The organism is Paenibacillus lignilyticus (assembly GCF_017942085.1).
Taxonomy (GTDB): domain Bacteria; phylum Bacillota; class Bacilli; order Paenibacillales; family Paenibacillaceae; genus Paenibacillus_Z; species Paenibacillus_Z lignilyticus.
Map to the genome: position 1 here is coordinate 23,311 of NZ_JAGKSP010000011.1, position 12,131 is coordinate 35,441.

Here is a 12,131-nt window from a genome sequence, read left to right on the forward strand (position 1 = left end):
CTTGCGGTCAGCTCCTTGTTTTTGAAATCGCTTCCCAAATCCCGTTCAAATACGTGGCACCCAGCGCCCGATCATAGAGTCCATAGCCGGGACGGCCCTGCTCGCCCCAAATCATTCGGCCGTGATCCGGACGAAGCGGACCGGTAAAGCCGGTTTCGTGCAATGCCTCCAATATCCGCACCATATCGATGGAGCCGTCTGACGAGCGGTGCGACGATTCCTGGAAGGAGCGCGGACCGGTACGCAGGATGTTTCTGGTATGGGCAAAATGCAGCTTTCCTTGTGAGCCAAAATGGCGAATGATCGCGGTTAAATCGTTATCTTCATTGGCGCCGAGCGAGCCGGAACAGAACGTAATGCCGTTCGATGGGCTGTTCACATGTTCGGTCAGACGCTTCAATTGACTGAAATTGCTTACGATACGCGGCAGACCGAAGATTGGCCAAGGCGGATCGTCGGGGTGAATGGCCATCACAACGCCGGCCTCTTCGGCAACGGGAATGATGCGCTCCAAGAAATAAGCGAGATTGCTCCAAAGCACGTCCTCCGTTACTTCGGCGTAAGCGTCGATGAGCTGCCCCATCTCTTCCTTGGTATAGCTTTGATCCCAGCCCGGCAGCGACAAGTCGCCGTTCACCGGATCCATGCGGGAAATCGTTTCGTCCTCGAACGTCAATGTCGTGGACCCATCCGGCAGCGCATACGCTAATTGTGAGCGCGTCCAGTCGAACACGGGCATAAAGTTGTAGCAGATGACCGGAACGCCGGCTTCGCCAAGGCGGCGAATCGTTTGACTGTAATTTTCAATAAGCCGGTCGCGCGAAGGTCGTCCCAGCTTGATGTCTTCATGTACGGGAACGCTCTCAATCACGGCCAACCGCAGCCCTGCGGCTTCGATCGTTTCTTTCAGTCGGTTGATCGATTCCATCGGCCAAGCTTCACCCACCGGCACATCGTAAAGTGCGGTAACAATCCCGTGAATCCCAGGAATTTGGCGGATATTTTGCAACGTGACCGGGTCGTCATTGCCAAACCATCTAAACGTCATTTTCATCGTACAGCACCTCTTGAATTCGGTAGATTGGTCGATTTCCGCTTGTTGGCATATAGATTCAGCATTATTGTAGCACAGCGCGGTCCAATAGAAATCGGCTTTACCGATTACCTTAACCACAGTTAAATCTAAAGGAGAAGTACCGCATCTGAGTCAAGCTGGCCGGGACCGGAAACGCAAAGAAGCTGCCTGCGAGCAACTTATCGTTGACTCGCAAACAGCTTCTTCCTTTAAGGGATCACGATCAGCCCTTCGGGCGATCTTGTGAGCGGCCGGCAGCCGGTATCGGTGATGAGATAGCTGTTCTCGATGCCGACGACACCGCGTCCCGGGAATGTGAATTTCGGCTCTACCGCAAGTGTAATGCCTGCTTCGAGCGGATCGCCGAACCCTTTCGCTAGCACCGGCCACTCATCGACTTCAAGCCCGATGCCATGACCGAGAAATTTGACCTGATTGGTGCCATAGCCCATAAAATGATCGGCCAGTCCGGCATCGGCAGCCTGCTTCAACGCCGCTGCATAGATCGATTCGCTGGAAGTGCCCGGACGCATCAGGACTTCCGATTGGCGAATGATGTGCTCCGCCTGCGCATAGGCTTCCGCCAAATCATCGGGCAAACTGCCGATGACAGCGGTACGCGTCTGATCGATTATATAGCCATCGATGCAGCAGCCGATATCAATGAGAATCGGCTCCCCTCTGCCGATGGCTTTGCGGCTGGTGCTTTGCGGGAAAGCCGGCCCGAGGCCGAGACCCCCTGCCGGTCCATCGAACGCACTCGGGACGGCAGCCGCCGCCCCTGATCCGAGCATGCCGGTCGTAATCTCCATGTTGTAGCTGCGCGTACGCATCAGTCCAATATGACCGCGAATGCGAATTTCGTATTCGATTCGAGCCATCAGTTCTAGCTCCGTAAGGCCTTCCTTAATAATGCCGACAGCCGCTTCCAATGCTTCCGCGACAACCTGCGCAGCTGCCTCTATCCGGCCTATTTCCCAGGACGACTTCACCATCCGTACTCGGCGAACTAGCGTAGAACCGTCTACTAACGAGCAATCCCGGCGGCTGCCGGCCAGTACTTCCGCTAGCTTGGCGTAGGTGGATGCCGGCAGCACATCCATCTCCGTTGCAATGATCACCCCTTGGGCACTGCTGGTGCCGCCGCCGAATACGGCAGGATGGTCGTGCTCCAGCTGAGCGCGGAATTGGCGCAGCGAGTTCAACGCCCGCACTTGAACGGCCGACTCCTGTACAGCCCGCTCCATGCTGCGTCTCACATAGAACACTGCCGTCCCTTCAGCCGGGATAAAGGCGTATCCGGCCTGCATCGAGCCTGTAAAATAATAAAGGTCCACATGCTGCGTGATCAGAGAAGCATGGACGCCCGCTTGTGTCATTAACTGCTGCAGCCGCTTAATGCGCTCCGCGATTTCGTCATGCTGTACCTGTACCGTTTCTGCCATTCCACTGTTCACCTGCACTCTCAACCGCTCCTTGCTCCAAGCTTATTTCCTCCATTACAACAAAAGAACAGCGGCTCCGTCAACTTGCCGGAAAGCTCCGCTGTTCTTTCGATCGTCTGTTTGATTGATGATTGACTATCCGCCGGGTCATCCCAGCAGCTTGCTTCTCGCCTTGCTGCGGTAATCCTGCGGGCTGATCCGGTATTTATCGCTGAACAGACGCGAGAAATATCTCGGATTCGCAATCCCGACTAAGGTGGAGATTTCATAGATTTTGAGATCCGACTGTGCCATCATGGCCTTCGCCTGCTCCAGTCGGAAGTCTTGGAGGTAATCCAGGAAGCTGTGTCCCGTTTCATTGCGGAACAGCGTTCCGAACCAACTCGGGCTCAAGTTAACCTGCCTGGCAACGGTGACCAGATCGATATCCTCCTGATAGTTGCTTCGGATATACTTGATTGCCTCGCGGATTTCTTGCCGGCAGCGATGCGTCGGCATTGTCCGGCGATTTAAGCTTTCGATCAACTGTGTGATGATCAAGAAGAGGCTGCTGACATGCTCGCAGTGTTCGATCGCGGACAGAATCCATTCGCGAGCGGCAACCGCCCTCTCCTCCGTCTCCAAATCAAAGTCCTCCCGGAAGCAGCTGCTGAGCTCGAAGCCGGCATGCTTCAGCTGTTCGGTGCCCGGCTTCGAATACATGGCAATCTCATCGCGCCACGAAATCAGCAGCGTTGCGAGTGCTGCGGCATCGTCCTCTTCGGCTGTCTTCTTAATATCGGTATAGAGCGCCTTCAGTCTGGCATTCGACGATGATGAAGTCTCGCCTTCCGCACCGTTTTCACCGACGATGACGCACCCTTTAGGCTCATAGAAAGCTTGCTCGAGCAGCTTGCGGCAGGTTACGAGCGCATCCGGCAGCTGAGCCAATTTATACTTGAAGCCCGATAGCGATTGAAGCGGCTCTAAATCACGATTCAAACATTCGTCATATCCTTGCTTCAAGGTTTGCATCGTCCAGGCATTGAAATCCGCGCTGCCGTTCGTCTCGCTCGAAGCGATCAGCACAGCCCAGAGCGGCCCTGTCAGCCGAATGACGAATGAGGCATACGGAGCGAATTCCTTCTCATAAGCATCGATCATCCTCGCCGCATCATGCTTGACATCGCCGGGAAACCGCAGCAGCGCGAGCCTAAATTGCTTGAAGGCCGACAATTCGTACTCCAACGCATCCGCCGATGCCGATGTGCCTCCCGAGAGCAGCCAATCCTGCAGCAGCTGCCGCAGCGTCCAATGCTTCTGCATGCGCGCCTTGCGGATTTCCTCGACCGCCCGATCCAGGCAGGAGATAAACTCCGTCTCGCTTAGCAGCAGCTTGGTCAAATAATCTACCGCACCGTTTCGCATAGCGCTTTGCACTTTCTCGAAATCCTCGAAGCAGGTTAACAGGATGACTGCCGGCGGCGATGTCATGCCGCGGATTCGCTTTAATAAGCCCAGGCCATCCAGTATCGGCATGCCAATATCGGCTATCACAATATCCGGCTGCAGCTTCTCTAACATCCGCCAAGCCTGCTCGCCGTTCTCCGCTTCCCCGGCGATTTCGTAACCGCGGGCCGCCAAATCAAATGAACGAATTCGCATCCTGGCTAACGGCTCATCATCGACGATTAGCAGGCGAAAAGTAGGTTGATGCATGCGCTAACCTCCTGTAATAGGGAGTTTGACGGAGTCAAACTCTCACGGATTTGGGAGTTCTCTCACAGATTCGGAAGTTCTCTCACAGCCGTGGCAGTAGAATGACGACGGTCGTTCCCTCACCAAAATCGCTGCGGATGGATAAACCGTAACGTTCTCCAAAATGAAGCCGGATCCGCCGATGAACGTTCAGCACTCCAATGCCGCGCTCGCTGCCCGGATCTACGTCTTCTAGCAGTGCCTGCCGCAGCCATTCCAGCCTCTCCGACGGAATGCCGACACCATTGTCTCTCACGTAAATCGCTACCGCTCGTTCCTCGATATGAACCGAGACGTCGAGCTCTCCTTGCCGTCCTTCCAGTGCATGCAGGCCGTGGAACACCGCATTCTCTACGATCGGCTGCAGGACCAGCTTCATTACCGGCATCTGTGCAATCTCAGGCGGCGCAGACCCAATCCGAAAATGGAAGCGGTTGCCGTAACGAACGGATAGGATATGTAAATAATCGCTTGCATACCGCAGTTCGTCTGCAAGCGGCGGCTGTTTGTTGTCGTCCAGGCTGTATTGGAGCAGCCGACACAGCACCTCCATCATTTCGTGCAGCTCCGGCTTGGGGCTGACGTCAATCATGATGTCGATCGTATTCAGCGTATTGTACAGAAAATGCGGATTGATTTGCGACAGCAGCACCTGCATGTCGGATTGACGCTTCGCCTCCTCCGTTCGCTGAAGGCCGATGACAAGATCGGAGATTTTGCCCGTCATCTGGTTGAACTGATTTGCCAGCTCCCCTAACTCATCGCGCTGCTTCACCTGCACCTTGGCTTCCAGATCGCCTCTGGCAACCTTGCGTATCCCTTTGGTCAATGCGAGAATCGGCCTCGTAAACCACCAAGAGACCGTAATATATATACCCAGAAACCCGATCAAACCGAACAACAGCAGCGACCAAGCGATCTGCCCGAGCGGCTTAAACCGACTCTCCAGCTTGTTGACGTCGCCAACGACGATGACCTTCCACTTCAGGTTCGTATTCATGTACGAGACGGAATGATAGACGCCGGCTTTCTTGAAATACTGCAGCGCCTGCGGCAGCGTCTCTACATTCTTCTCCTCAACGAGCTTTCTTCTGAACTGCGTTGACGGGCTTGCCCAGATATAGTCGATCAATTGATTGTCGCTGCCATAGAGCAGCGTCTGCGTATCGTAGCTGCCGGCGAAGGCCGCGCTTCGATCCAGAAATGCAGACAAATCTACCAGAAACGCCAGATAGCCGGACGTATGCCCCTCTTCGTCGAAAACCGTTTTTGTTACCAGGCTGGTCGGGCCGTATGCCCCCGTTCGGCCGATATCGGAGCGGATCGTATCCGACCACTCGAACACGCCCCGGCTCTCTTCCGCCTGCTTCCGCACAAGCTGCTCTTCCTTCTCCGAGAAATTGCCCCAGAAATTTTGCGGATACCCTGTAATAACGCCATCCTTGCGAATATAAACGATGCCTCGAACAAAGTCCGAGCGGATTTGGGCGGCTGTATGCATGGAGCTGCTAAGATTATCGCCGGCGCCGCCTTCCTGCTTGATCGTCTGCTCCATTTCCAGCATGTTGTAGGTGATTTCACTATTATAAATGGAGATCAAGTGCGTGACCTGACTGGACATGCCGGCAAGTGCTTCGTTCTGCGTTTCCCTGAGGAAACCGAGCGTATAGTCCTTGGCGATCTGCACGACGAAAAATACGAACAACGTGCTTGGTATGAACAAAAGTAGAATCAATTTGGCGCGCGAACCAAGCGCGAAGCGAGGATTCAATCCGGATGCACCCTTCCTAGGCGGCGTTATCCCGTAAATAGACAAGTATACTCACGAATGCACGGATGCGCATTCATGAGTATACCGAATTCATTTACTGCCTTATTGTTTCTCAACGCCCAGCTGCGAAGCAGCATCGTCGATGAGCTTCTGACCGCCTGCTTTCTTCCATTCTTCCACATAAGCGTCCCAATCGTCAAAGGAACGTTTGCCAAGCACGAAGGAAATTTCATTCTTGTTCTGGAAGTCAGTCAGCTTCTGGCTTGTCGGACCGTCTAGCGTCAGGTTCATATCAAAGTTCTTATAGCGCGGCATCGCGATGACCTGCTGATTCCATTTGCTTCCGGTGACGCCGACCGGCTCATCGTCATAGACTTGCCAGATCAGGGTATAGCCGAAGAACTGCCAGTCCTGGAGCGATTGATATTCCGGTTTCGCCTTCGAGAGGTGCGATTCTTTGATGAAGAAAACGTTCGTACCGTCATCATTCAGCTTCACGGTAGAGTCATCCGGGAAGATTTCCGGCCCGCCGCCTTGTGAAACGGCCCAGTAATTCTGATTCGGATATATCATCGTATCGAGCATATGGGCAAGACGCATCATTTTGCCTTGATCATCCTGCAGCTTCTTGGAGAAAATGAACAGTCCGCCCGGATTGCCGCCCGGTCCGTACATGCCGCCTTTACCTTCGCTTGATTTAAGCGGATTGAGCGGTTCCCACAGCGTAGCTGCCACTGCATCCTTCTTCTTCGCATCGTACTGCTCCTGCACGATATTCCAGCCCGGGTACCAGACGAGGCCGATCTGATCGTTCAAGCTGTAGGCCTTGAACGGCTCCCAACCGATCGTATACCAGTCCGGCGCGAGCAGCTTGTTATCGTATAGCTTCTTCACAAACTGCAGGAACTGTTTGGTCGTACCATCCAGCATCGGATGATTGATCTTGCCGTCCTGTTCATTCCAGCTCGGATGGCCATACATCGTCTTCAGCGCATCCATCATGGACCAACCGTTGCCGGCACCCGCGGCGCCCATTAACCAAGTATCGGCTTTGCCGTTCTTGTTGGGATCCTTCTCGACGACTGCTTTCGCGTAAGCGAACAGCTCGTCTTCATTCGTCGGCATGCTCATGCCGAATTCCTTCAACCAGTCCTGGCGGATAAAATAAGCCCAGTTGTCCGGGAACACGCTGTAACGCGGCACCCCGATCAATTGATCATCCTTCGTGGTAGCCCAGTTCTTGTATTCCTTCGTGACATATTGCATAGCCTGCGGCATGTATGGCAGCACTTCTTTGCCATCCAGCAGTTGACCCGCATTATAAAGCGATAAGGCGACATCCTTAACCGGCATCATGACCATGTCCGGTTCGTCCCCGGAAGCAAAGCGCACGCTGACGGAGTTCTTCAGATCATCCGCATTCATGCTCGTGAACTTCAGCTTCACGTTGAATTGCTTCTCCAAGAATTCCTTCACCTTATCTTCAGGCACCGACTGGTTGAAGGAGCCGGATACCATAATATCCAGGTCGTAGGATTTACTCATATCATCATAGGCATAGCTGGATTGATCCACTGCTTTGGGAACCGGCGGGAACGCATCCGGAAAATTAAGCTCTTGGAGCGGCGGCTCAGCCTTGCCGCTGTCAGCATTTCCGTTGCCGGTATTCGTCGCTTCGTTATTGCCCCCTCCGTTATTCGTCGCATTATTGGCAGCAGCGCCGTTATTCGTCGTGTTGTCGGAGCAGGCGTTCAGCATCGTAACGGAAGCCAATAGAACGGCCAATACGGTATAGGTCATTTTCTTTCTCATGGCTCTTGATCCCCTCTCTGAAACCAATGATATATGTGAAGAAGCACCTCCGGATGGCTTCTCGACACCACTGTTACACGTTGCTTGATCGTTACCCTTTGACGGCACCCATGTACATGCCTTTGACAAAATGCTTTTGCAGGAACGGGTAGACGCATAGAATCGGGACGAGGCCGATGACGACCGTCGCCATCTTGATCGTTTCCGTACTCACCGCTTGAGTAGATTTCAACATACCATTCATATTGTCACCGCTGATGGAATCGACGGTCAGCATGTTCTTGAGCACCATCTGCAGCGGATAGAGCGATTTGTCATTCAAATAGAGCAATGCGTCAAACCAGCTGTTCCAATGTGCTACGAGGTTAAATAACCCGATGGCAGCAAGCGCCGGCGCGGCCAGCGGAAGCACGATACGCGTCAAGGTGTTCCATTCTCCCGCTCCATCCATTTTGGCGGATTCGATGAGGCCATCCGGCAGGTTCTCGATGAAAATCTTGATGACGAGCAGCCCGAAACTATCTACCATGAGCGGCAGCACCATGGACCAAACCGAGTTGATGAGCCCCAGCTGCTTGATGACGAGATAGGTTGGAATCATGCCGCCATTAAGCAGGATTGTTGCCAAAATAAAGAATAGAAACAGCTTCCTGCCCGGCAGCGTCCGCTGCGCCAAGACGTATGCCCCGATCGTCGTCAGAGCCAATGAAAGCAGCGGTCCGACCGTACTGCGGAAGACGGAAATCATGAACGAATGCCACACAACGGAGGAAGCCATGATCCGTTTGTACGCTTCGAGCGTTGGTTCCTTCGGAATGATGACGAAATAATTGCGTTGAATCATCTCCGCTTTGGTCGTAAACGACATCCCAAGGACGTAGATTAGCGGGAAGATGGCGGTGATTGCCACGAGAATAACGATGATATGTATAATCGTCTGGTAAATCTTATCGCTTCGCGATTTATAGATCACAGGTGGTCCCCCATTCTACCAGATACCACGACCGGTGTATTTTTTGGCGATGAAGTTGCTGGATATTATGAAAACCATTCCGATAATGGACTGGAAGACGCCGACTGCCGTACCGATACTGAATTGAAGCCGATTAAGTCCTTCACGATATACCCAAGTCTCAATGACGTCCGCGGAATCCAGCACGGCCTTATTATAGAAGAGCAGAATCTGCTCACCGCCGGCGAACAGAATATTGCCGAGACTGATACACAGCACAAAGGTGATAACGGGCAAAATGCTTGGCAGTGTAATCGCCGTAATTCTCTTCATCGGCCCTGCGCCATCGATTGTGGCGGCTTCATACAGCTGCGGATCGACGGTCGTCAGCGCCGCTAAATAAATGATCGTGCTCCAGCCGATTTCCTTCCACAGTGCGGAACCGAGCAGCAGCGGACGAAACCACGTTTCCGATAGGAAAAACTCGAACCGATTGTAACCCAGCCACGCCAGCACGTTGTTGACGAAACCTGATCCTGTGGAGAAGAACGCAAACACAATGCCGTAAACGATGACCCACGAGAAGAAATGCGGAATATAAACGGCGCTTTGCAGCCATTTCTTCAATCTGCTCGACGCCAGATCATGGAACATGATAGCCAGAATAATAGGCGGGAAGAAGCCGACTACAATACGAAGAAGGCTGATCTCGACCGTATTGCGCAGCACGTTGACGATTTCGGGGTCCTCGAACATGATCCTAAAATTACCGAAGCCCACCCACTCGCTGTTGAACACCCCGGTACCCAGCTGCAAATCCTTAAAGGCAACGATCCATGCCAGCACGATCGGCCAATACCGGAAAATAACGTAATACGCGATGACGGGCAGAAACATCAGATACAGCACACGATGATCCACGATCCGCTGCCATAGGCCGCGTTTCGACGGAACCGCAGCTCTGCCGGAATGCAGCGCTGCGATCGACTTCAGGCCTGATTTTGCCACTATTGCTTCCTCCTTCTTCCTTTCCGAAGCGCTGCCGGTTTAATAAACACAGTATAGCAAACGCTTTCATCGGAAAGGTACACTGTGAAACTGAAAAGGTGCACAAATACACTGAGTTTTCTAGAGGCTTTGCCCCCCGAACAAAAAAAAGCAGCGGCTCCGTCAACCTGACGTCAGCTCCGCTGCTCCTTTAATCGTCCATTCGATTGGTTCAATAACAGTAAACACGCGGGGGTACACGATCTTGGCGATCAGAATGACGCCGGGTCGATGCAGCGTTACTTCGTAATCATAGGCAGCATTGCGATAGGTATAGGGAAAAGCCGCCGAGTCCCCGTTGACTACCTGAAAATCTACGACCTCCACTCGTTCCTGTAAATAAGAGCCGGGCAAGGGCTGCCCGCTCTCATCCAGCTGCAGATTGCGCTGCAAGTAAAGCCCGGCCGCCCGGCTCGCCGCAAGCTCATCAATGTGTAGTCGGCCTTCTGCCAGTGCGGCTCCATTCACCTGCTGGGCTGCTGCATGAGCAGCGCGATTCACCGCATGTTTCCCCTGAAACAGCGCCGTTATCGCCAGCTCCTCATCGGTTTGAAGCGCGTGCAGCAGCATCCATACGACCATCATCAGCATGACAAGCACCAGCTTATACATTAGGTAGGTTCCTCTCCCCGAGATGGTTACGGGACATATTCGCTCATCTTCATCCCGGAGGCTCGAAGCCTCGTATTCGCCGGTGGCGGTGCCAGCCCGATTAACCGGTCGATGGCGAGCAAGCCCTCCATCGGATAGTTCGCCGTCAGCGACAAGGAAGTTCCGCGAAGCAGCGGCTGATTGGCATCGGTTGCTGGGCTGCCGCTCCCCGAACTGACTACGAACTCAACCGAGCTCGGGAGTAGCCCGTACTTGGCTAATCGAAGCCTTGATTCCTGCATCATTGCGGCATCAATATAACCATGGTCGCCATTAGCGCCAATCTCCAGCAAGTAATCGACTTCCTGCTGAAGAACGGCCTGCCGGACAATCAGAACATGCTTATAAATCGGAGAAAACATAAACCAGCACATCATGGCAGACAGGAGGATAAAGACAAGCAAACTCTTCAAGGGCTCATCCTCCGAATCCCATCGCTCATATGCCGGCCGGATTGCTCCAGTTGAGCGTTCGTCCCCTGCTCGCCGCCGGTTACACCCTTGTATAGAATGACCGTAACGATGATAAGCAGCAGCGTCATCAATAGCGAGCGCATGCTACTGCCTCCTTATGGAATCGTAATGGTGTTGATTTTCGTATTCGCAGCATTTCCTTGTGTTTCGATTTGATCCTTCGTCCCTGTCGTATCCTTGGCGACAATCGCATTAAACAACAGGACAACGACAACCAGCATCATGACCGTTATCAAAATATTCCGCATGCCCTCACCTCCTTCATATCCTCCACTTGTTAATTTAAAGAGCTAAATAGCCTCTGGCCTTCTCGAACCCAGGGGTATATAAAAATCTGAAAGGTATACATGATCGGAAGCCCCGCAATGGCAAACAACAAGTAGGATGTCGATTCCTTGCGACTGTCCTTAGCCAATTCCAGCTTCTCCTTGTAATCCTGGATTCGTTCTCGCAGCAGCTCGTAATACTGTTCGCTCTCATGGAGCCGCAAGGAATCGATCGTCTCAACGAAGCTCAGCCCCTCCTCGGTTCCAAGCCGCAGCTTAAGCCGTCTTAATGCCCCTTCCGCGTCGTGATACCACTCGCCAAGCAGCATCTGCAGCTCGCTTCGCATCGTCCGCGTGTAAGGCAAGCATCGCATCAGCTTCGTATGAATATGAAGCGATGAACCTGCCAGATAGAGCAGTTGATTGCTGACGATATAAATTTCCTTCGTCATCCGCTCTGCCCTCGTCTTCCGAATCGCTTCCAGCCAAGGAAGATCCCAGAGCAAGAACAGGATCACGAACGAAAGAAGCAGCGGCGCACTCACACGTGGCAAAGCATTCCATTCCACATAAGTGAAACCGTACGCTGCTGCCGACCAGATCGGGATAAGCAGAAAGAAGAGTCTGCGCAGCAGCACATACAACGCCGCATCTCCTGTATATCCGCATCCGGCAAGTAAGCGTTCCCGTTCCTTGAATGAGCTGCTTTCGCGGCTGATCCTCGCAAATGCAAGCCACTGATCGCTGACCGTCTTCTTCCGCCAATGCTGCATGAAGACATGCACATAACGCGGCTTCTTAAACGTCAGCAGCTTCATAAGTGATGCAAAAAGCATGAATAATGCTGCATATTGGCCGGCTAGCGCTGCCCACATGACCAGTTTCGCAATAGAGTCGCTCAT

At 53.2% G+C, this 12,131-nt stretch carries 12 protein-coding genes; all 12 read right to left on the reverse strand.

Annotated elements, in window-relative coordinates; translation table 11 throughout:
* Positions 1–7: 7 nt before the first annotated feature.
* The gene (uxuA, locus tag I8J30_RS22505; protein ID WP_210661954.1) at positions 8–1,054 is read right to left on the reverse strand and encodes a mannonate dehydratase; all 1,047 of its coding nucleotides are present in this window, start codon (positions 1,052–1,054) and stop codon (positions 8–10) included.
* Positions 1,055–1,284: 230 nt separating this feature from the next.
* Positions 1,285–2,520: a M24 family metallopeptidase gene (locus tag I8J30_RS22510; protein WP_210661956.1), complete on the reverse strand. Its 1,236-nt coding sequence runs from the start codon at positions 2,518–2,520 to the stop codon at positions 1,285–1,287.
* A gap of 147 nt (positions 2,521–2,667) precedes the next feature.
* A complete protein-coding gene (locus I8J30_RS22515; RefSeq protein WP_210661958.1) occupies positions 2,668–4,218 on the reverse strand; it encodes a response regulator in 1,551 nt (516 codons plus the stop codon).
* Between the two features lie 82 nt (positions 4,219–4,300).
* Positions 4,301–6,028 (reverse strand): sensor histidine kinase, encoded by a 1,728-nt coding sequence (locus tag I8J30_RS22520; RefSeq protein WP_210661960.1) that lies wholly within the window; start codon positions 6,026–6,028, stop codon positions 4,301–4,303.
* Positions 6,029–6,130: 102 nt separating this feature from the next.
* Entirely contained in the window at positions 6,131–7,840 is a 1,710-nt protein-coding gene (locus I8J30_RS22525) for a type 2 periplasmic-binding domain-containing protein (RefSeq protein WP_210661962.1), read from the reverse strand.
* A 91-nt stretch (positions 7,841–7,931) separates the two neighbouring features.
* Positions 7,932–8,813 (reverse strand): carbohydrate ABC transporter permease, encoded by an 882-nt coding sequence (locus I8J30_RS33245; protein WP_210661964.1) that lies wholly within the window; start codon positions 8,811–8,813, stop codon positions 7,932–7,934.
* Positions 8,814–8,828: 15 nt separating this feature from the next.
* Positions 8,829–9,800 carry an ABC transporter permease gene (locus I8J30_RS22535; protein ID WP_210661966.1) on the reverse strand — a complete coding sequence of 324 codons (972 nt, stop codon included), beginning with the start codon at positions 9,798–9,800 and terminating at the stop codon, positions 8,829–8,831.
* Between the two features lie 162 nt (positions 9,801–9,962).
* The gene (locus I8J30_RS22540) at positions 9,963–10,451 is read right to left on the reverse strand and encodes a hypothetical protein (RefSeq protein ID WP_210661968.1); all 489 of its coding nucleotides are present in this window, start codon (positions 10,449–10,451) and stop codon (positions 9,963–9,965) included.
* Between the two features lie 26 nt (positions 10,452–10,477).
* A complete protein-coding gene (locus I8J30_RS22545) occupies positions 10,478–10,903 on the reverse strand; it encodes a hypothetical protein (protein WP_210661970.1) in 426 nt (141 codons plus the stop codon).
* Complete coding sequence (locus tag I8J30_RS22550; protein WP_177246048.1) at positions 10,900–11,046, reverse strand: hypothetical protein; 147 nt, start codon at positions 11,044–11,046, stop codon at positions 10,900–10,902. The genes I8J30_RS22545 and I8J30_RS22550 overlap by 4 nt, the downstream gene beginning before the upstream one ends.
* A 12-nt stretch (positions 11,047–11,058) precedes the next feature.
* Positions 11,059–11,211: a hypothetical protein gene (locus I8J30_RS22555; protein ID WP_177246046.1), complete on the reverse strand. Its 153-nt coding sequence runs from the start codon at positions 11,209–11,211 to the stop codon at positions 11,059–11,061.
* Between the two features lie 29 nt (positions 11,212–11,240).
* Positions 11,241–12,131, reverse strand: coding sequence for a hypothetical protein (locus I8J30_RS22560; RefSeq protein ID WP_240548292.1), 891 nt, complete (start codon positions 12,129–12,131; stop codon positions 11,241–11,243).